The following is a 21,845-nucleotide window of genomic DNA, read 5'->3' as shown; positions in this document are numbered from 1 at the left end:
TCTCGAACACTCTGCAGGATCTGACGAACTCAGACAAACCTTAGGTCTTTCCAGATCTGCAGACGGATTCTACATGGAAGCTCACCCAAAACTCAGACCTGTTGACACCTTAACTGACGGTGTTTACATTGCTGGTGTAGCACAAGGTCCTAAAGATATTCCTGACTCCGTAGCACAAGGTTCAGCTGCAGCATCCAGAGCAGCTATCCCAATGGCTAAAGGAGAAGTAGAAATCGAACCTATTATTGCATCCAACGACGAAACCGTTTGTGGTGCTTGTCAAGTATGTGTTGAATTATGTCCATTCGACGCTATTTCAATCGCAACCGGTGTAGGTGGAAAAGAATTTGCACAAATCAACTCCGCATTATGTAAAGGATGTGGTACTTGTGTAGGTGCATGTCCATCTGGTGCAATGAACCAACAACACTTCAAAACCGAGCAAATTATGGCACAAATCAGTGCTGCTCTTGAAGACTTAGGTAAATAGATTTAGAGATTAATTTCTCTATTTCTTTTTTTACTTTTTTTTTTAACTTTTTTTAATATAATTTTCAGATTTTTTTCAAAAAACCCTTTTTTTCATAAATCTTATATTTGAAGATAAACAAAAATCTAATCATAAATATTTAATTGGATATTAGGTGTAGTAAATGACTGATTATCATGATGAAATTTTAAATTTTGAAAAAATCGCACAAGAACATACTGAATATATGAGAAATAGTATAAATCTCATCGCTTCTGAAAATGTTACTAGTGTAGAAGTAACAGAAGCAGTAGCAACTGATTTTGCTCACAGATACGCAGAAGGACAAGCTTTCCAAAGATTTTATGAAGGATGCCAATATGTAGATTTAGTGGAAGATAAGACAAAAAAACTTTCATGCGAATTATATGATTGTGATTATGCTAACGTACAGCCGGTCTCCGGTGTAACAGCAAACCTTGCAGCATTCTTTGGTTATGCAAACCCAGGTGATAAGGTTATGGCTTTAGAAGTACCATCAGGAGGACACATCTCTCACGCTGATGTAAGTGCTGCCGGTATTCACGGCCTTAAAACAGTTTTCCACCCATTAGATAAAAATATAATGAACATTGACATCGATGCGATGAACAAAAAAATCCTTGAAGAAAAACCAAAAATAGTCTTATTCGGTGGAAGTTTATTCCTGTTCCCACACCCAATCAAAGAAGCTCGTGAAGCTGCTGATGAAGTTGGAGCAACAGTCATGTATGACGGAGCTCATGTATTGGGTCTTATTGCTGGAGGCCAATTCCAACAACCACTCAAAGAAGGGGCAGATTTGATGATGGGGTCTACCCACAAGACATTCCCTGGTCCACAAGGTGGAATCATCCTTTCAAGCAAAGAAAATGAAGAGATAATCGATGAAGCAGTATTTCCTGGTGTTGTAAGTAACCATCATTTACACCACTTGCTTGGTTTAGGAATTGCAACTGCTGAAATGTTGGAATTCGGTGAAGCTTACGCAAAACAAATTATCAAAAACGCACAGGCTCTTGGTCAGGCAATGTATGAAAGGGGATTCAATGTATTGTGTGAAGACTTAGGATTTACCGAGTCCCACCAAATTGCTGTTGACTTGACCAACATCAGATCCGCATCAGACATTGCAAAAGAATTGGCTGACAATAATGTTATCCTAAACAAAAACCTCTTGCCGGGCGATGACAGAGACAATTCAGATGATCCGTCAGGTATCAGAATAGGTACTCAAGAAATCACAAGAAGAGGTTTAAAAGAAAAAGAAATGGATGAAGTTGCTGAATTCATCAAACGTGTAGCAGTCGATAAGGAAGACATTGCTGATGAAGTTGCCGAATTCATGAATCAATACACAAAACTTGACTATGCCTTCTCAGACAGGGAAGCTTACCAATATCATAAATTATAGATTAATATGAGAATCGGATTTGCATTTACTGGAGCTGGTCATTTACTTCGTGAATCAGTACAATTGGCCGAAAAATTAGCCGGCGAACATGAAGTTACAGTATTTCTTTCAGGAGCTGCTGAAGAAGTGCTTAAGATGTATGGACTTTATGAGCGCATTGAGCGCATAACCGGCGGAAAATATAGGGAGCTTGCCACTGATTCAGACCAAAAATTTTCATATCCAATTACAGGTCGTCTTTCACTTGGAAAATACGACATTTTAATAGTCTCTCCAGCTACAGCAAATACTGTTTCTAAAATAGTTTATGGTATTGCGGATACTTTGGTTACAAATGCGGTGGCACAAGCTGGAAAAGGTGCTGTTCCTGTTTATATGGTTCCGGTTGACATATATCCAGGACCTATTGACACGGTTTTACCGTCAAAAATGGAACTTTCAAAGTGTCAAAATTGTGATGACTGTTTGGCCGCACTTGCATGCCAGCAAGGTGCAATCATTGCCCATGAAGAGATAGACTTGACAAAATGTATTGGCTGTGGGCTGTGCAGAAATACATGTCCGTATGATGCAATATCAGAGGGAAAAATCATTACAATCTATATGAGGGATATTGATATTGAAAATACTCGAAAATTGACAAGTATTGACAATATTCAAATTTTTGAAACACCGGATGAGATTTTATATAAACTCTAACTCATCTCCTATTTTTAATTTTTTAAAAATCACACAGGTTTTCGAAGGAGCCAAGTAGTTCAACAACATTATATTTAATACTTATTATAGATAAATCTAAAAAATGTTATGAGAAGATTGTTGTTGATTGTTTTAATCTTTTTAATGATAGGTGCTGTCAGTGCTCATGATGATGCAAATGACACTGCAGACCCTATACTCAAGGATGAGGAATATAATTTAGACATCGATGATGAGATGTTGGTGGTTGAAGAAGACGATTATATTCCCGTTGAAATCAATGTTGATGAAGCTTGGAGTTTAAATGTTTATATCAACGGGCATAACTCTACAATCAATGATGAATTCAATGATGTTGCCTATGACCAAATTGATATTCCAACAACGGTCATGATTGATGATGAGGTGCCTTTAGGTTTGGGAAAACATAATATAATTTATGAGTTCAAATTCACCAATACCACTTCAGTATACGATCCTGAGGTCTACATCATAGATTCTGGTTTATATTTTGACTTTAACCTTATCGGCACCAGCGAAGATCCACAAAACTCAATTTATAGGTTCAATTCGAAATTTAATATTATAAAAAGTGTGGAGCCAATATCAACAACAATCGATTTAGGGGATATTGACATAACCTATTCTGACTCACTTTTATTAAATATTAAAGGATTAAATTCCGGTAAAGTTATCATCTATCTTAATGATAGATTATTTAATTCGTTTGACATTGATGAAAATCCTTGTTTGAATGAGATTGACACTACTAAGTTAGCGATAGGTTCTTATAATCTTGTCTGCGTAGTGGAATCTGATCAGGTCTATGCCAAGTATGATGTTAAAGCAGATAATTCAGATTCCATGATTAATGTTAAGTTCGTCAAATCCAAAAAAGTTTATTCACCAAACAAATACATCACGATAGTCAATACCACTTTAAACATTTTAGATTTTCCAGAATTAAATACAATTTATTTAAATACCCCTCCAATTAATATAACTTACACTAGAGGCATTCCTGTACTCTTTGAAGGTGATGAAGCATGTGATGTTGCAGTCTATATTGATGGTGTGAAAGTTTATGATAACTCCGTTCTGTTTTCATGGCAAAATATCTGTTATATACCTACAAAAGATGCTGATGGAAATTATTTTAATGAGGGAATTCATAATATTTCCTTTGAATTCGTATTTTTAGATAAGTATTTAAAATTCAATCCAGAAATATCATGGCATGATGATACTTTAATACTCGACTTTTTTGATTTTGATGACAGCAGCGTAATTTTGAACGATAAATATGTAGCAAATACAAAGCTAAACATAATCAATAAAAATACAGAGATTATCCCAATATATTCACAAGATATTGTAAGCATTGTCCACACAGATGATATAAACCTTGAAATCGAGGGTTTGCCTTATTGTTATAATCTGACGGTTTTTGTCGATGATGTTGAAATCTATGATTCTTATACTGATAATAGCACAATCAATATTAAAACATTCTTTGCAAGATCCTCCATTGAAGAGACAAATGAAAGAGACATTCTAACGGGCAACCACAGCATAAGATTTGACTTTAAGACATTATACACATATGATGTTGATATTTCATTTAGGAATAATGCATTACATTTCAAATTCAACCAAATAGATTCCAACATTAAACCGAATGGTGTTTATTATCGGTTCAACACTTCTCTAATCGTTAATGAAAAGGAAAAGACTGTCCATATTCTGAATAAAAAAAGCCATACTTATTTTGAGGATACCGAGTTTGTTGTTAAACTGGATCTATATGAACCGGATGATTGGGATGAGGATTGGGATGAGGATTCGGATGATTGGGATGATGATTGGGATGATCTGGAAAATCCAATTGGCATACAAGACGTTGGAATCATAGTAAGCAATGATGATGGAATTGTATACATTGGGGATTATTTGATTAATGTCTACGAAGATCTGGACTGGAATTATGAGTTTGAAAATGAAAATTTACCTAGAGCAGGAATCTACACCATAAAAATTATCAATTTGGCAGACAATACTTATGACACGGCATCATTTGAAGTTAAAAAAGCAAATAGAATTTTCAATAAAAAGTATTCATCCGATGACTTCAATGTTTTATTCACTCTAGATTTTCCATCCTGTAGGGAAGATTTGAATTCGCTTTGCCATATTAATCTAAACAATGAAGAAAAAGTGATTAATGTAAAAAAAGGTTTAGCCAAAAGCAAAACAGAAGTGCTTTTTAAAGACATAGACCCTGGGGTTTACACTGCAACCTTTACCCTTGAAGGAAATGAAATATACAATGATGTTACTTTAAAATCAAAGGTTACTGTAAAAAAAGAAGCTCCAACAATTACCTGTCTTGAAAGTGATGGAAATAAAATTTACTTGGCAATAGACATCAGTCAATCCAAATCCGATGCTATTTTGTCTGCAAGTGCAGGCGGCGAACAAAAGAAATTTACAATAAATAAGAACACAAAATATCTTACAGTTGAATTCAATAATTTAAGTCCCGGTAATTACAATGTTGAAATAGATTTCGAAGGCAATGAACGATATGCATCTAAAACACTCACTGTTCCATTAGAAATCACATCATACCGCTACTACTACTCACCACCACCAACCACAGAACCGGTTAATGATATCAATCAATCAAATGGCTTAGGAAACAATACTGGTGGAATTGGCACAGGCAGTGGGAATTCAAATGTGTCCGGCAGTGGAAACGGCACTTTCAATGGAAAAATATCATTCAACGGCAAGGGATTCAGCGGCGATTTTTGCTCTCAAGGAAGCGGGCATGGTGACGGAGCTAAAAGTTATGAAGTAACAAAGAGTATAATAAACTTCGATAATAATGTTAATAATGCCTTTTTAATATTATTAATTATATCTCTCGTTATCCTAGTTTTAGGTTTTATTTATGAAAGACAGGATAATGATGACTCAAAAGAATATTAGTTCACCAGTCATGGCCTCATTATTCATATTCTACAATCATCTTCTTGGGATATCAGATAAAATCTAGTTTGTCTCCAATTTTTAAATTTAAACAGTCTTTTTTAGTCTCTAAAATATATTTTGCTTGTTTTTTAGGTTTATAAAATTTCCAAGGACTTAATGTTGCTTTTTCAAAAATTATCTTGTTTTTATCTAAAAAATAAACATCTATATCAAATCTCATAAAATGAGTGTGTATGCTTGAGTCTTTTAAGTTGTAAAACAATAATGCAAAATCAATATCCTTTTTCAACATCAACCCTTTAAAACGTTTAAAAAAGCTATTTGCGTTTATAATTTTTATATTAATTAATTCATTGGTTGTTTTATTTAAAATCATGAGTTAATTATTTCTATTTTAAAATATTTAAGCTTTTAATGAGTTTAAATCAATATTGACTTCAAATAAAACTTTTGTCTTTTATATCTCCGCTAACAAAATCTTTTAGGGCAATTTCAAACTCTTCAGCTGAAAATACTCCTGGAATCATTAGTCTTTCTTCATTTTTCTCCAGAATAAAATATGGTGTTGATGTAATTCCATTTGAAAGGGCATCTTCCTTATCTAAGAATGCCTCTATGTTATAGTAATTATTTTCAAGTATTTTTTTAGCTTCTTCTTCTCCAATTCCGCATGAAATAGCTATTTTTGTTAAAACGTTAATATCGGCAATGTTTTCGTTTTTAACAAATCGAGAATAAAATATCTTGTCTACAAGATCTAAAGTAATTTCGGGATGTATGTTTTGAGAGAATTTTGTTAATCTGAGCGCATCTTTTGAGCTTGTAAGCGGCATATCTTTAAAATTAATTTTTAAACCATCATCAAGTGCAATTTCTTCGATTTCTGCAATTTTACTCGATGCATCGTCTAAAGATAATTCATATTTACAGGCATATCGTTCTGTAGTGCTTACTTCAGGCCTTTTTCCAGCAAATGGCTCTAGTTCAAAAGATTTCATTTCCCATTCAACATCCAGATTCAAACTTTCAGTTGCTTTTTTAATTCTTTCAAGTCCAATATAAGAATAAGGGCAGTTGAAATCTATCATATAGATGATTCTCATTTCTTGCCCTCTTTTTTCTCAGATTTCTTTTTTTTAGATATTTTATATAATTTCATCATATTGTCTACGGCTTTAAAAAGTGAATTGTATTTTCTGTGGAAACTCATATTATCACTATTAGAAACTTTGGTTGTTATTTTAATTAATTTTTTTCATTGTCTAGAAATCTATGTTTAGTCGAATTTTTAATAATTTTTATATAATATTTAAGATATAATTTATATTGATTGTTTATAATGTTAATAAGATTATACTTTATAAAATTAAGTTATAATGAGATTTAACATGTACTATTGGTGATAACATGAATGAAGTATATAGGACATTTACATCAGAATCAGTAACTCAAGGCCACCCTGATAAGGTTGCCGACATTATTTCTGATGCTATATTGGATGCGTACATGGCACAAGATAAATATTCACATGTTGCATGCGAAACTTGTGTAACAACCGATTTTTGTATGGTATTTGGTGAAATAACCTCATCAGCTAATATCTCAAAAGAGGATATTGAAAAAATCATAAGGGATACAATCATTGAAATCGGTTATGATAAACCAGAATTAAAATTTGACGGTCATACCTGTAAAATTGATAACAAACTCCATGAACAATCTCCGGATATCAATCAGGGAGTTGACCGTGGAGATGAAGAAAGCGGAGCTGGCGATCAGGGTATGATGTTTGGTTTTGCAACCAATGAAACCGAATCATTAATGCCTTATCCGATTGATTTAGCTCGTAAATTAACCAATAAATTGACTGAACTCAGGGAAAGCGGTGAAATTCCATATTTAAGGCCTGACGGTAAGGCACAAGTATCTGTAAATTATGATAAGGAAGGCAATGTCATTTCACTTGATGCAGTAGTATTGTCAACCCAGCATGATGAGACCATGTCTGATAATCAGGAGCAATTAAAGGCGGACATTCGTGAAAAACTCTTCAAGGCAGTTATTCCAGATGAATTGATGACTGAAAATACTAAAGAGCACATCAATCCAACCGGCAAATTCGAAATTGGAGGTCCTCATGGGGATTCAGGTTTAACAGGCCGTAAAATCATTGTTGATACTTATGGAGGATATGCACGCCATGGTGGTGGAGCATTTTCAGGTAAGGATTGTTCTAAAGTAGACAGAAGCGCATGTTACATGGCAAGATACATTGCAAAAAACATTGTAGCAAGCGGATTAGCTGAAAAATGTGAAATTCAATTGTCTTATGCGATTGGAGTTGCAGAACCGACTTCAGTTATGGTTGATACTTTCGGAACTGCTGCAGCAGATCTTGATTTCGATAAGATAGTGCGCGACAACTTTAAATTAACTCCTGATGGAATCATTGAAACATTAGGCTTAAGGGATGTTTCTTATAAACAAACCGCTAAATATGGACACTTTGGTATTGAAGGTCTTCCATGGGAGAAAACCGATAAAGTTGAAGCCTTGAAAAAATATATTGAAGAATAAAACTTTCCTCTTATGGGAAGTTTTCCTATTTTTTTACTCATTTTCATTTTTAGATTTATTCGTGTTTTTTTGTTTCGTATTTTTTTTAAAATCTTTTTAATTTTTAAAATATTCCTAATTCTAATAACCTTTATTTATTACCTTAAACAAAAATATAGATATTATATATTACTAATTTCAGAGGAGTTACAATGCCAATAAAAGAGGCAGATAAATCATACGATCATGATAAAATAGAAAAGAAAGTACAGAAATTCTGGAAAGATGAAGATACTTTCAAAAAAGTAAATGAACTTAGAGAAAATGGTCCCAGATACTCATTTTTAGATGGTCCGCCATACTGTAGTGGTAAAATCCACTTGGGAACAGCTTGGAACAAAGTTATTAAAGATTCATATTTGCGTTTCAAATCAATGAACGGTTTTAGCTTAAGAAGACAAGCTGGATGGGATATGCATGGGCTTCCAATCGAAAATAAGGTTGAACACTTAATGGGAATCAAAGACAAGCAAGAAATCGAAGAGGATATAGGAATTGCTGCTTTTGTAGACAAATGTAGGGAATTTGCAATGGAAAACAAAGTAGCTATGGAAAAGGAATTCGATTCATTGGGTGTTTGGATGGATTGGGATGACCCTTATATGACACTTGACCCGCAATATATGGAATCTTCCTGGTGGACATTGAAAAGGGCAAATGAGCAAAACCTGCTTGTTAATGACCAAAGGGTAATTAGCTGGTGTCCTCACTGCGGAACTGCATTGGCGGCTGCAGAAATCGAATACGAAGAAAAGGTTGACCCATCCATATTCATTAAATTCCCAGTAACTGGTGAAGAAAACACTTATTTCTTGGTATGGACAACTACACCATGGACACTTCCTGCAAACTTGGCAATTTGTGCAAATCCGGAATTTGATTATGTTTATGTTTTAAAAGACGGTGAAACTTTAATATTGGCTGAAAACTTGATGGAAGATGTTTTAGGCAAACAAGTTAAAGTTCACAGAACCAAAATACCTGCTGAAAACGAAGATGAAGAAGACCAAATAATCGAAGAGGAAGAAGTAAGATATGAAATCATTAAAACCGTAAAAGGTGAAGAATTACTTGGTCTTAGTTATGATTATATTTTGGCAGATGAAATTCCAAAACAAATGGAATTTGACTCTGAAATTGAAAAAGTACATACAATTTTACCTGGAGACCATGTAGAGCTCGGCGAAGGTACCGGTTTGGTACACACAGCACCGGGACACGGTCCAGACGACTTTGAAGTAGGTCAAGCTCACGGCCTTCCAATATTCTGTCCTGTAGGTGAAGACGGCTGCTTTACCGAAGCCGCAGGCAAATATAATACCAAATTCACAAAAGATGAGAATGCGCAAATCATCAAAGATTTGGAAGATAAAGGATTAATGTATCATTCAGAAACCATTGAGCACAGATACGGTGTATGCTGGAGATGTAAAACTCCAATTATTTATATTGCAACCAAACAATGGTTCTTGAAAGTAACTGACATCAAACAAAAAATGTTGGATGAAATCAATCGTGTGGAATGGGTACCTAAATGGGCCGGTGAAGGAAGGTTCTATGATTGGGTAGACAATGCACGTGACTGGACAATTTCAAGACAAAGATACTGGGGTATTCCGATTCCTATTTGGGAATGTCCTGACTGTGGAGAAATCAAGGTAATCGGATCTTTAGATGAATTGAAAGAGGAAGCATTGACTGAAATCAATGTTTCAGATGCCGAACTTATCCACAGGCCGTATGTGGATGAAGTTGAAATCAAATGTGACAACTGCGGAAAGCCAATCAAAAGAATTCATGATGTATTGGACGTTTGGATTGACTCCGGTGTAGCAGGTTGGGCTTCACTTTACTATCCTGCTCAAAACGACAAATTCGAAGATTGGTTCCCTTATGACTTCATTACAGAAGGTCACGACCAAACAAGAGGATGGTTCTACTCACAGCTCGGTACCGGGGTAATTTCAATGGGTCAAAGTCCATATCAGAAAGTATTGATGCACGGTTTCGTTTTAGATGAAAACGGTAATAAAATGTCTAAATCATTAGGTAATGTAGTAGCTCCAGAAGAAGTAATAGAAAAATACGGAGCCGATGTACTCAGATTCTACTTGTTATGGGCTTCAAAACCATGGGATGACTTGAAATTCGTATGGGAAGAGCTCATTAACATTAACAAAATGTTCAACATCTTATGGAATGTATATGTATTTTCAACCACTTACATGTCTTTGGATGACTTCAATCCTGTAGGATTGACTGAAGATGACATGATTTTAAGGGCTGAAGACAAATGGATTATATCAAAAGCAAATACTTTAGTTAAAGAAGTAGCTGAAGATTTGGATAAGTTATTCTTCCACAATGCTACAAGAAAAATCAACAATTTCATCTTGGAAGATTTAAGCCGCTGGTATGTAAGGCTCATCCGTGGAAGGACATGGGTTGAAAGCGATGATCCGGATAAGTTAGGCGCATACTACAGCCTATACACAGCAATCATTAAATTGATTTCAGTATTATGTCCAATAGCTCCTCACGTTACAGAAGAAATCTATGAAAACCTTGTTAAAGGCGTAAATCCGGATGCTCCTGAAAGCATTCACATGAACGATTGGGGATATGATGAAGAGGCAATAGATGTGGAACTTGAAGCTAAAATGGATGTTGTCCGTGAAGTCATTGATGCGTCAATAAGGGCACGTGACATTGCACAATACAAGCTCAGATGGCCTGTTTCAGACATCACCGTTGTATCTCAAGATGAAGATGTCTTAAAGGCTATTGAAGAGTTATCCGATATTATTAAAGATCAATCAAATACTAAAGATGTTTTAAGTGCCAGCGAATTTGATAAACTCTCATTTAATGCAAAACCAAACCTCAAGGCATTAGGTCCAAGACTCAAAGGAGACATGGGTAAGGTAATGAAAGCATTAAAAGAAGCTGACGGTAACGAAATCAAAGCTGAACTTGAAGCGAATGGAAGCATCACAATCGAAGGTCATGAATTATCTTCAGATGATATATTATTTGACTCAGAACTTCCAGATGACTTTGTTTCATCAGAATTTGATGGTGGAAACGTATTTGTAAATACCAATATTACTTTAGAAATCAGACAGGAAGCTATGGCCCGTGAACTGATTAGAAGAATTCAAGACATGAGGAAAGACTTGGATTTGGATGTAGAAGCAAACATCAATGTTGATGTTGAAACTTCAACCGAATTTAAAGACTTGATTGTACCTCAATCTGAATTCATCGCACACGAAGTAAGGGCAAATAGCTTAATCATAACTGATACAGAAGAATGCAGTAAAGACTCTAAAGATTATACCAAAGAATGGGATATTGAAGGAGAAAAGGTAATTATTTCAATTAAAAATTAAGGGTGTTAACATGACTTTAGCTGATTCTGAAATTGAATATATTGAAGGAATCCTTGGCAGGAAAATGAATGAATTGGAAGAAGGAATGCTTGATGTAATGTTTTCAGAACATTGTTCCTACAAAAGCAGCAGGCCATTTTTAAGGGCATTTCCTACTGAAGGGGAAAATATTATTTTAGGTCCGGGCGACGATGCGGGACTTGTTTCCGTAACTGACAAATACGCACTTGCTGTAGGAATGGAATCTCACAACCACCCATCAGCTATTGAACCATACGGTGGAGCGGGAACTGGTATTGGTGGAATCTTAAGGGATATCATATCTATGGGGGCAATGCCTATTGCACTTCTTGATTCACTTAGATTTGGTCCTTTGGAAGATGAAAAATCAAGATACCTGTTTGAACATGTCGTTAAAGGAATTTCCGATTACGGAAACCGTGTTGGAGTTCCAACCGTAGCAGGTGAAATCGAGTTTGACGAATCATTCAGGACAAATCCGTTAGTCAATGTAATGTGTGTAGGGCTTGTTGAAAAGGACAAGATTGTTCGTGCCCAAGCACCTAATATTGGTGATGTATTCTTCTTGATGGGTGGAACTACCGGTCGTGACGGAATTCACGGAGTAACATTTGCATCAGAAGAGTTGACATCCGACAGTGAAACCGAAGACAGGCCAGCTGTACAGGTAGCCGATCCATTTACCAAAAAAAGAGTTTTAGAGGCTTCACTAGAAATCTTAGAAAAAATCAATGTCAGTGGTGTAAAGGATTTAGGTGGAGGAGGACTCACCTGTTGTATTTCAGAGCTTGTAGACTCTTCAAGCAATGGTGCATTAGTGGATTTACGTGCAATTCCTTTAAGGGAAACCGGAATGACTCCATATGAGATAATGCTTTCCGAATCCCAAGAAAGGATGGTATTTGTCATTAACCCTAGCGATGTTGAGCTTGCTCATGAAATATGCGACAAGCATGAAATCGCATCCTCAGTAATCGGGGAGGTCATTGAAGGAAACAACATGATTGTTTCAGATGAAGGCGAAGAAATTGCAAACTTACCTACTATTCTTTTAGCAGACCCTCCTTCAATTGACAGGCCTATAGTTGAAATTCCTGAAGACACTCAAAAAATCGAGCTTAAAGAGCCTGGCGTTTATGAATCATTACCTAAATTGTTATCCAGTCCGAATATAGCTTCAAAAGAATGGGTCTACAAACAATATGACCATGAAGTTCAAGTAAGAACTGTTGTAAAACCAGGTGATGATGCTGCAGTTTTAAGAATTGATGAAAATACTGCTATCGCACTTACAACAGATTCAAACACAATCCACACAAAATTGTCTCCATTTGATGGAGGTGCAGGATGTGTTGCAGAAGCTATCAGAAACGTTATTTCCATGGGAGCAACTCCATATGCAGTTGTAGACTGCCTTAACTTTGGAAACCCTGAAACTCCAGAGATTTTATGGCAATTCAAAACAGCTATCGAAGGAATGAGCCTTGTTGCTGAAAAATTCGATGCTCCTGTCATCAGCGGAAATGTAAGTTTTTACAATGAGACTGAAGGAATCAAAATCAATCCTACTCCTGCTGTTGGCGTAATTGGTGTTGAAAATATTGAAAACATCAGAACCATGGACTTTAAAAACGAAGGAGACAAAATACTTTTAATCGGTAAGACTTACGATGAATTGACCGGTTCAGAATACCACAGAACAATACACAATTTAGAAGTGGGAACTGCTCCAAGAATCAGAATCGATGAAGAATTGGCTAATGGTCAAACAGTCTTAAAATTAATCGATGAGGATGCAAACAAGGATATCACTGCTGTTCACGATGTTTCAGCAGGGGGTATTGCTGTTGCAATTTCAGAAATGGTTATCAAATCAGGACTTGGCTGTGAAGTCAATTTGGAAGATGATGAATTGGATAAAATACAATTGCTTTACTCAGAAAGCCACGGCAGATATATTTTAACAGTAAAGGCAGATGCACTTGATGACATTTTGGCTAAAATAGATGTTGATGTTCAGGTAATCGGTGAAGTTAAAGGCAATTCATTAAATATTAATGGTCATGAATTCAGCTTTGAAGATTTGGATAATGCATATCATGGAGTTATCGAACAATACATGGCATAATAGACTTGGAGAGTTTTAAGCATGTTTCTTTCAAAATTGGATTCTGTAAAAAATGCCATAAAGCTAATAAGTGACAATCAGAGATTAACGGATTCTGAAGAAATATCTATTCATGATGCTCACAAAAGGGTTTTGGCTGAAGATATCATGGCCTATCATGATTCACCACCATTTGACAAGTCTGCAATGGACGGTTTTGCAGTAATTGCAGAAAATACATTTGGAGCATCTCAATCAGTCCCTAAAGAATTTAAAATAGTTGATGCAATCGGTGCTGGAGATTTCAGTGAAAAAACTGTCGGTGAAGGCGAAGCTATTGTAATTGCTACCGGCGCTCCAATTCCAAACGGCGCTAATGCCGTTATAATGAAGGAATACACAACCACCGATGGGGATGATTTAACAATTTATTCCCAAGTAACTCCTGGAGAAAATGTAAGTCCAAAATCTGAGGATATCAAGAAAGGTGAAAAGATCTTGGATAAAAACACCTTTATCAGATATCAGGAATTGGGTTTGATTGCTTCAGCGGGCTATGATACAGTTAAAGTTTTCAAAAAGCCAAAAGTTAAAGTTATTATAACAGGTAATGAATTGGTAGAGCCAACCAAAGAAGAGATTGACAAAGCCAAGATTATTAATTCTAATCAGTTTACAATTAAGGCAATGATTGAGGATTCTGGCGCTATTGCAGAAATCGGTCATGCGGGAGATACTTTTGATGAGGTTAAGGAAGCTATTTTAGAAGTTTCTAAAGATTTTGATGTAATCATGACTACCGGCGGAACAGCTATCAGTAAAGGAGATGTTGTTCTTGATGTAGTGGATGACATTGGTGAGATTTTGTTCCATGGTGTAGCAATGAGGCCAGGTAAACCTGCAGGAGCGGGAATTGTTAATGATAAGATTATATTTACATTTTCAGGCCAACCTGTCGCTGCTATGGGACAATTTGATGTTTTTGCAAGAAAATACTTATTTGAAATGCAAGGAAGAGCTTTTGATTTCCATGTTGTTAAAAGAGAATCCCAATTAAAAGTGCCTTCTCAACTTGGACGAACAGATTTTATACGTGCTGTTTCTGATGATGAGAATGCAAAGCATGTTTTGAATAGAGGTTCTGGTATAATTAGGTCAATGGTTGAGGCGAACAGCTATATCATCATAGACGAAAATGATGAAGGATATCAAAAGGGCGATATAGTTGACGTAGTCTTCTTTGATTCATTACTCTGGTAGCTAATGGTGTATTTTAATGAATGGCATTTATTATTATTTGATAGCTTTTGCTGTCATCTGGATATTGGTCGGAATTTTCCATGAGAAATTATCAGATTATGGAGTTGAGCTTAACTTTCCAGTCATAATGTGGAAAACCCAAAGGCTTAGGGGACTGATATCTAGAATTTCTAATTTTTCACCAACATTCTGGCGTTGGTACATGAATGTTGGTATTGTTGTGGCTTTTGGGGCTATGATATTTATAACATGGACATTGATTTCGTCTTTGCCTTCTGTTTTTGAAACACCGGCCGTTTCTATCGTTATTCCAGGAGTAGATATGCCGGGTTCATCTATTTATGTTCCTTTGTTTTACGGTTTGATTGCTCTTGCATCAGTTTTGATAGTTCATGAGTTTTCACATGGTATCCAGGCAGTAGGCGAAAAAATATCAATCAAGTCAATTGGGCTTCTATTGTTTATAATTTTGCCGGGGGCATTTGTCGAGCCCGATGAGGATGAATTGAAAAATGCTAAGAGATCTTCAAGGCTAAGGGTCTATGCGGCAGGATCAATTGCCAATATCACTTTGGCTATAATTGCAATACTGCTTGTATCACTGATTTCTATGGGCATCCCTCATTACTTTGCTGAAGACGGAATAGCCATTGACAGGGTCGTTTCCGATTCCCCTTCCGATGGAATACTAAAGGATGGAATGGTTTTGGAAGCAATCGATAATCATAAAATCACTGATGCCGAATCGTATACCAATATCGTAAGTTCATTTAAGCCTGGAGATAACATAACGGTTCAAACGGACCAGGGCAGCTATTCGATAATGCTTGGTAAAAATCCAAATAATGATTCTGTAGGATTTTTTGGAATTCAGGCAAACAAACATTTCAAGTTAATAGATGACAGCTTAGGCCCTATACCTTGGGTATTGTTTGAGCTTTTAGATTTGTTCCAATGGGTGTTCATGCTGAACTTGGGAATCGGCCTATTCAATCTGCTTCCGCTCAAACCGTTGGATGGCGGATATATGCTTGAAATATTGCTTAGTTATAAGCTATCTGAAAATCACTATAAGCCAATTGTCAATGCATTGTCCGGGGTAATGGCAGTAATAATTATATTTAGCCTTATTATTGGTTTTATTTAATAAATAAAGAAAAAGTTGTCTCACTTTATAAAATTGAATCCATATACAACTGCTTATTTTAAATATCATGTGATTCTAATAGATAATTGGAGAAATAATTTGATTTTCTCTTAATTAGTGAAAACTAATTATTATAAAAATCCAGTCTAAAGTTGCGAGATTTAATTCTTGCAACTTTATTTTTTTAAAAAAACAGACATTGACTGGTGGTCGGAATTCACTTGTTTTTGATTATCCTCCCCTATAATTTTTTAGGGGGTGATATAATGGATGTGACTTTTAATGTCGATTTGACATTAACAATTATATTTTTTGTTGTATTTGTTATATCAATCTTTAAAAACAGTGAAATGTGATGAATCAATGAGATGGAGTTTTTAGAGATTGTTCTCTCACCGTCTGTTTTCTCCATTTGAGATTCATCACTACTTTTATGAAACCAATTGTTTCATAAAATTAATTATAATTATCTTTTCATTCCTTATAAACTTTTTTAAAAAAGAAGAGATGAAAGAATATGAAATTCTTTCGCGTTTAAAATCTATAATTCTTTACATGCTTGAGCTAATTTTTTACCTAACTCATAGCTTGCTTCCTCTTCTTCAGCGTTTGGTACAAATGTGATTTCTTGACTTTCAATGACGTCAAATCCACAGGCACCTAATTCTTCAGCGAGTTTTGCAGGAGCTCCTCCTCTTCCACCCATTGAACCGAAGGTAACTGCTTTTCTTACAATGCCGGTTCTGTTGAATAAGAGACCTTTTAGGTAGTACATGATGTCACCAATACTTGGGTATGGCACATCGTTGATTGTAGGATCTCCAACAGCAATTCCTTTACTGGTCAATATGCTTTTAACGATTTCTGATCTTTCGTCTTCGTGCAAGAAAAAGATTTCCACGTCATAGCCTTCAGACATTGCACCTTCAGCAATTTCATGAGCCATCTTTTGGGTGGAGTAGTGCATGGTATCGTAGATGATTGTAATCTTATCTTCACATACACCGGTAGCCCAGTTTTGGTAAGCTCCTATTACTTGCATAGGGTCAGTCCAGATTTGACCGTGAGATGGTGCAATCATTTTAATGGAGTCAAGCAATCCTAATTCAACTACTTCATTTAGTTTTTTAAGCACCAATTTTGAGAGTGGTGTAATCAAGTTTGCATAGAACTTTTGCGCAGCGTCCATCAAGATATTTTCAGGAATCTCATCTGAGAATCTTTTGGTGAAACATAAGTGTTGACCGAATGCGTCGTTAGGGAATAAGACACCAGTTTCATCTGCAAGTAAGGTGAACATGCTGTCAGGCCAGTGTAAGAGGAATGCATCTAGGAATGCTAATGGTCTTCCGCCGACATCCAAGGAGTCGCCGGTTCCAACAGTAATGAATTCAGCGCCTTCAAGTGCAGGGTAGTGTTTTAAAAGACCATTTACAGCGATTTTACTACAGTAGATTGGCGCTTCAGGGAATCTTTTGTGCAGATCCACTAAAACTCCGGAGTGGTCCTTTTCCACGTGGTTTTGGATAATGTAGTCAACTTTGACTTCTCTTCCTTCTTGAGCAAAAGCATCATCGATACGTGCCATCATTTCTTGGGTTTTTCCAGGATAAGCATTGTCGATAACTGCTACTTCGTCTTCTCCAAATACAAGGTATGCATTGTAAGTGGTTCCGTCTAATGTGTAACCGTGGTAGGTTCTTAAATCCCAATCGAGTACACCAACCCAGTATACTCCATCAGCTATTTTTTGTGCATTGGCTTTCATTTTTAATCTCCAATATATTTGCTAAATTCATATAAAATGCTTATGAATTTAATTAATTTTATAAAATTTGCTTTATTTATAATTTTGTTTTATACGAACTGTTTCAAAAGTTCAGATACTTATTACTTTTCAAGCGCTCTCTCTCAAGGTTTTTAATATAAGAGAAATAAAAGTGGTTAATATGATGAATGACGAGCTATTCAAAAATTTCACAATAAGTTGTAACCATGCAATTGGGACAACACAGAGTTATGAGCTGTCTTTGAGAAAGTACTGCAACTATTTTGACATGTCTCTTAAAGAACTTCTTGAGGAAGCCGAAGAGGATGAGATGAACGGTGTGAAATGGAAGCGCAGCCGCTTGAAATCAAAACTTGTTGAATATAGGCATTACATGTTTCAAAACTATGCTGCAGGAACCGTCAGAAAGGAAATGAACTGCATCATCTTTTTCTACAAGTTCTATGACATAGAAGTATTGGATTTGCCTAAAGTCAATGACAAAAACATCCAGAAGCCGGCTCCGATATATTTTAAGGACTTGCCGGATAAGGAAGTGATAAGGGAAGCCTTTCAGATTGCATCTCCCCTGATGAAAGCCATCATACTGTTTTCATGCTCCAGCGGATGTGCTCGTACAGAGACATTGAGCCTGACAATCGGGGATTACATTGAGGCATTGTCCGAATATCTGCCGAGACATAGAATGGACATATTTGAGGTTATTGATTATCTGCAGGATGTCGATGATGTTGTTCCGACCTTCAGCATTTTAAGGAAAAAGACAAACAAGTACTACCTCACATACTGCAGTCCTGAAGCTGTTAAAGCAATAAATGCATATCTGTTGCTGCGGGATAAGCCAATAACTGATGAAAGTCCGCTTTTTCAAATCAGCAGGACATATATGGTGCAGTCATTTGAGATGATCAATGACACTTTAGGTCTTGGTAGAGTCGGACGATACCGCAGGTTCAGAAGCCACATGCTCAGGAAGTTCCATGCTTCAGCATTATATAATGACGGCATGAGCATAGACAAGGTCAACGATTTGCAGGGAAAAGCTAAAAACAAAACCGATGCAGCTTATTTTATGACAAATCCTGACGATTTGAAATATGAATATATCCAGCATCTTCCTGCCGTTACTATAAACACTGATGTTGAAAAGCTGTCTGTCAAATCACCTCAGTTCATTCAGATGGAAAAGGAAAATGAAGCATTGAAATCTGAAGTGGGTGATATGAGAGGTGAACTTGAGGAAATGCGAGGTTTGAAGAAAGAACTTTTAGGTATAATTAATAAGGTTAGTGAGGGGTCATGATAAATATAAAAGGTAGTGATAGCATTTGGTATGTGGATGCTATCCTATTAATATTAAAAAGTCTAATTGAACAGTTTTTTCCTCTCTTATTTAATTAGCATATAATCAGAGCAAATTCTTAAGTTTTTATTATTTATTATTTAATTATCCATAAAATCAAATAAATAATAATTTATCAAATATTCTTTAATTTAATTTATATATATCATTTATAATATATTAACACAGTAATTGGGGGGATTTTTTGAATTTTAATATATTTTACCTTAATTTTTCAAAAGTATATGAAACAAAGATGTTATTAAATAATATAGTTCCTGAAAAAATAACTAAAGAAAAAAGTTTCACTTCTCAGAGTAATAATGAAATTGGATTTTCATCAGATGTTTTTTCATTAAAACATGGAGAAAGTAAAGGTGAATATTTCAGATTAACCGAAACTTTAAAAGTTAAAGAAGAAAAAGCTGTTGTTTTAAAGGATATTTTAAAAGAGACTAATTCCATTTCAAATTTTGATAATGTTAATGAAGGGGATTTAATAAAAATTGACAATGTATCCATTGAATTTTATGATGATGGGGATACTGAAAGGATGTTGTCTTTATTATCTAAGGATGCGAAGTGGAATGATTTATGAAGGTTTTGATGTAAGTAACTTTATTTTAAAATATTTTAATGATTCTGCATACCATTTAAAATGTAAATTCAATGGGGAAAACATAGTTTTTAAGATACCTATAGAAAATAACACAGAATTTGAGAGTAAATATTCAATAAATGATTTACTAATTGGAAAATTGTCTATAGTTGGGATTTACAAAGGTAGAATATCTGAAATAGATTTTAAGAGATCTAATTTTTCTGCTGCAATAAACCAACAACAAAATACTCCTCAACAAGATAGTTCAAATTCAAAAATCATGTCATCTAGTCATGATGAACCTAAAAATGATTCTCCTCAAAATACTAAAATTGAAGATGATTTATTATATATTGATATTTTTGCTATAATTCAAAATATTAATTTCAAACGGGAAAAATCACCAATAAATGAGAAAAGGTCATTATTAGATAAAATCAAACAATGGATGGGGAGATGATAATTTTGTCTAATGTTCTTTATACTTATAGTCACCCTGATGAATTACGTTATATAAATGATGAGAAGTATCTTAAAATTTCTAGGTTAGAATCTGAATTTAATTATCATCAATATGATTTTGTGGATATAACAAATGCAATTGAACATTTATATTATAACCCTCAAAATAAAATTTTATTGCAATGTCTTGAAGAAGATTTGGGGGAGAATTGTATTGCGATAATAAATGAAAATTTTGTAGATATAGCATTGAATATGTATCCTACTATATTCTATACTAAAGCAAAACTTTCTGAAAAAATTCCTGAATTAAATGATTTGGCAATTTCCAATAATTTCATTGAAAAAAGAGAATTATATTATTATTACAGTGATGAAAAAACTAATTTATTTAATTATTTTGATGAAAATAATATTCAATTCATTGATATTGATGGTTTAAAAATCCAAGAAAGAATAAAAAATATGAATTTTAACTTAGATGTGTTAGTTGATATAACACCATTAATTAAGAATAAAAGTACAGATTTATTAGAGTTTTTCATTAGAAAATTAAGTTTTATTAATATTATTTTCGTGTGTGAATATGAGAATTATAAAAATGAATTTAATATGTATTTTGAAAATAAGGTGCATATCTCTGAAAAATACTCTGATTTTGTTAAAGTAGTAGAAAATGATAGTTGGAATATTAAAAAAATTGTCGAACTTAATAATGATGAATTTGATAAGTTAGTAAATACCATGGAGAATAATTTAATCGGTCATAATCATTTTAAAACAGAATTTTATAAGCAATTAAAACAGTTTAAAGTTTTAAATGAATTAAATTTAAAAAAAATATTCTCTATATTTCTTTTAGGAGATTCTGGATTGGGTAAAACGGAAGTTGCTAGAATATTAAATAAGTTTCTAAATGAAGATTTTCAATTAATTAAAATAAATTTTGGAAATTATTCAAGTAAAGACTCTATTAATAGTTTGATTGGAAGTCCTAGAGGTTATATAGGATCTGAAGATGGTGAATTGAGTTTAAAATTATCTAAAAAACATTCTGGGATAATATTATGCGATGAATTTGAAAAAGCAGATTCAAAAATTATAAGTTTCTTTTTAGAATTGCTTGAAGAAGGTAAATTCACAGATTCTCAATCGATTGAATATGATTTAAATGGGTATGTAATAATTTTTACGAGTAATTTGAATCGAAATGATTTTTTAAGTAATATTCCTCATGAATTTCAATCTAGATTGGATCTAATATTTGAATTTGATTATTTAACTTCGCTTGAAAAAGAAAAATTTGTGTCATTAGAGTTAGAAAAAATTAAAAATACAATGGTAAAAAATCCTAAATACAAAAATATTGATTTGTCTGATTTTAATTTAAATTTTAATTTAGATGAAATAAATAATTTAAGAGATATTCAAAGGAGAGTTTATGGCCAAATAATAGAAATTGTAATTAGAGATATTGAATAAATTAATAGTGA

General features: G+C 34.4%; 16 protein-coding genes. 13 read left to right on the top strand and 3 right to left on the bottom strand.

Going from position 1 to position 21,845, the window contains the following annotated elements; genetic code table 11:
* From ACJROP_RS09755 to ACJROP_RS09740, 4 genes are all read left to right on the top strand, one after another.
* Window positions 1-490 (top strand): 4Fe-4S binding protein (locus ACJROP_RS09755; protein WP_406535275.1); only part of this gene is annotated, 490 nt, incomplete at its 5' end.
* Between the two features lie 163 nt (window positions 491-653).
* Window positions 654-1,922, top strand: coding sequence for a serine hydroxymethyltransferase (gene glyA / locus ACJROP_RS09750; protein WP_406535274.1), 1,269 nt, complete (start codon window positions 654-656; stop codon window positions 1,920-1,922).
* 6 nt (window positions 1,923-1,928) lie between these two features.
* The gene (locus tag ACJROP_RS09745; protein WP_406535273.1) at window positions 1,929-2,621 is read left to right on the top strand and encodes a dihydromethanopterin reductase (acceptor); all 693 of its coding nucleotides are present in this window, start codon (window positions 1,929-1,931) and stop codon (window positions 2,619-2,621) included.
* A 108-nt stretch (window positions 2,622-2,729) separates the two neighbouring features.
* Window positions 2,730-5,612: a hypothetical protein gene (locus tag ACJROP_RS09740; RefSeq protein WP_406535272.1), complete on the top strand. Its 2,883-nt coding sequence runs from the start codon at window positions 2,730-2,732 to the stop codon at window positions 5,610-5,612.
* Window positions 5,613-5,664: 52 nt separating this feature from the next.
* On the opposite strand, the gene ACJROP_RS09735 is transcribed toward ACJROP_RS09740, so the two are convergent.
* Together ACJROP_RS09735 and ACJROP_RS09730 are read right to left on the bottom strand one after the other, a co-directional pair.
* Window positions 5,665-5,991, bottom strand: coding sequence for a DUF192 domain-containing protein (locus ACJROP_RS09735; protein WP_406535271.1), 327 nt, complete (start codon window positions 5,989-5,991; stop codon window positions 5,665-5,667).
* A gap of 61 nt (window positions 5,992-6,052) precedes the next feature.
* Window positions 6,053-6,718 (bottom strand): DsbA family protein, encoded by a 666-nt coding sequence (locus tag ACJROP_RS09730; protein WP_406535270.1) that lies wholly within the window; start codon window positions 6,716-6,718, stop codon window positions 6,053-6,055.
* Window positions 6,719-7,022: 304 nt separating this feature from the next.
* Between ACJROP_RS09730 and metK the strand changes: the two genes are divergently transcribed.
* The 5 genes from metK to ACJROP_RS09705 all read left to right on the top strand — a co-directional run bounded on the left by metK (window position 7,023) and on the right by ACJROP_RS09705 (window position 16,158).
* Entirely contained in the window at window positions 7,023-8,192 is a 1,170-nt protein-coding gene (metK, locus tag ACJROP_RS09725; RefSeq protein WP_406535269.1) for a methionine adenosyltransferase, read from the top strand.
* Window positions 8,193-8,383: 191 nt separating this feature from the next.
* A complete protein-coding gene (ileS, locus tag ACJROP_RS09720) occupies window positions 8,384-11,623 on the top strand; it encodes an isoleucine--tRNA ligase (protein WP_406535268.1) in 3,240 nt (1,079 codons plus the stop codon).
* Window positions 11,624-11,633: 10 nt separating this feature from the next.
* On the top strand, window positions 11,634-13,772 hold the full coding sequence (gene purL / locus ACJROP_RS09715; protein ID WP_406535267.1) for a phosphoribosylformylglycinamidine synthase subunit PurL: 2,139 nt from the start codon (window positions 11,634-11,636) through the stop codon (window positions 13,770-13,772).
* Window positions 13,773-13,793: 21 nt separating this feature from the next.
* Window positions 13,794-15,011 (top strand): gephyrin-like molybdotransferase Glp, encoded by a 1,218-nt coding sequence (gene glp / locus ACJROP_RS09710; RefSeq protein ID WP_406535266.1) that lies wholly within the window; start codon window positions 13,794-13,796, stop codon window positions 15,009-15,011.
* A 16-nt stretch (window positions 15,012-15,027) separates the two neighbouring features.
* Window positions 15,028-16,158, top strand: a complete 1,131-nt coding sequence (locus ACJROP_RS09705; protein WP_406535265.1) for a site-2 protease family protein — start codon at window positions 15,028-15,030, stop codon at window positions 16,156-16,158.
* Window positions 16,159-16,699: 541 nt separating this feature from the next.
* Here ACJROP_RS09705 and ACJROP_RS09700 read toward each other — a convergent pair.
* Entirely contained in the window at window positions 16,700-17,926 is a 1,227-nt protein-coding gene (locus ACJROP_RS09700; protein WP_406535264.1) for an FprA family A-type flavoprotein, read from the bottom strand.
* 181 nt (window positions 17,927-18,107) lie between these two features.
* Between ACJROP_RS09700 and ACJROP_RS09695 the strand changes: the two genes are divergently transcribed.
* The 4 genes from ACJROP_RS09695 to ACJROP_RS09680 all read left to right on the top strand — a co-directional run bounded on the left by ACJROP_RS09695 (window position 18,108) and on the right by ACJROP_RS09680 (window position 21,834).
* Entirely contained in the window at window positions 18,108-19,250 is a 1,143-nt protein-coding gene (locus ACJROP_RS09695) for a tyrosine-type recombinase/integrase (RefSeq protein ID WP_406535263.1), read from the top strand.
* Window positions 19,251-19,494: 244 nt separating this feature from the next.
* Window positions 19,495-19,887: a hypothetical protein gene (locus tag ACJROP_RS09690; RefSeq protein WP_406535262.1), complete on the top strand. Its 393-nt coding sequence runs from the start codon at window positions 19,495-19,497 to the stop codon at window positions 19,885-19,887.
* Window positions 19,877-20,350: a hypothetical protein gene (locus tag ACJROP_RS09685; protein ID WP_406535261.1), complete on the top strand. Its 474-nt coding sequence runs from the start codon at window positions 19,877-19,879 to the stop codon at window positions 20,348-20,350. Before ACJROP_RS09690 ends, ACJROP_RS09685 begins: the two co-directional genes overlap by 11 nt.
* Before the next feature lie 5 nt (window positions 20,351-20,355).
* On the top strand, window positions 20,356-21,834 hold the full coding sequence (locus tag ACJROP_RS09680) for an AAA family ATPase (protein WP_406535260.1): 1,479 nt from the start codon (window positions 20,356-20,358) through the stop codon (window positions 21,832-21,834).
* Window positions 21,835-21,845: the final 11 nt, after the last annotated feature.

Origin of the sequence: Methanobrevibacter sp., assembly GCF_045220775.1 — an archaeon.
Classification (GTDB): domain Archaea; phylum Methanobacteriota; class Methanobacteria; order Methanobacteriales; family Methanobacteriaceae; genus Methanocatella.
The sequence above is the reverse complement of the archived record's forward strand: the minus strand, read 5'-3'. Positions and strand labels throughout refer to the sequence as shown.

Excerpts from the sequence above, each read along its gene's own strand:
- ACJROP_RS09695 (WP_406535263.1), top strand. The coding sequence starts at position 18,108 with ATGATGAATGACGAGCTATTCAAAAATTTCACAATAAGTTGTAACCAT.
- ACJROP_RS09730 (WP_406535270.1), bottom strand. The coding sequence starts at position 6,718 with ATGAGAATCATCTATATGATAGATTTCAACTGCCCTTATTCTTATATT.
- ileS (WP_406535268.1), top strand. The coding sequence starts at position 8,384 with ATGCCAATAAAAGAGGCAGATAAATCATACGATCATGATAAAATAGAA.
- ACJROP_RS09700 (WP_406535264.1), bottom strand. The coding sequence starts at position 17,926 with ATGAAAGCCAATGCACAAAAAATAGCTGATGGAGTATACTGGGTTGGT.
- ACJROP_RS09745 (WP_406535273.1), top strand. The coding sequence starts at position 1,929 with ATGAGAATCGGATTTGCATTTACTGGAGCTGGTCATTTACTTCGTGAA.
- glp (WP_406535266.1), top strand. The coding sequence starts at position 13,794 with ATGTTTCTTTCAAAATTGGATTCTGTAAAAAATGCCATAAAGCTAATA.
- ACJROP_RS09735 (WP_406535271.1), bottom strand. The coding sequence starts at position 5,991 with ATGATTTTAAATAAAACAACCAATGAATTAATTAATATAAAAATTATA.
- ACJROP_RS09705 (WP_406535265.1), top strand. The coding sequence starts at position 15,028 with ATGAATGGCATTTATTATTATTTGATAGCTTTTGCTGTCATCTGGATA.
- ACJROP_RS09685 (WP_406535261.1), top strand. The coding sequence starts at position 19,877 with ATGATTTATGAAGGTTTTGATGTAAGTAACTTTATTTTAAAATATTTT.
- glyA (WP_406535274.1), top strand. The coding sequence starts at position 654 with ATGACTGATTATCATGATGAAATTTTAAATTTTGAAAAAATCGCACAA.
- ACJROP_RS09740 (WP_406535272.1), top strand. The coding sequence starts at position 2,730 with ATGAGAAGATTGTTGTTGATTGTTTTAATCTTTTTAATGATAGGTGCT.
- metK (WP_406535269.1), top strand. The coding sequence starts at position 7,023 with ATGAATGAAGTATATAGGACATTTACATCAGAATCAGTAACTCAAGGC.
- purL (WP_406535267.1), top strand. The coding sequence starts at position 11,634 with ATGACTTTAGCTGATTCTGAAATTGAATATATTGAAGGAATCCTTGGC.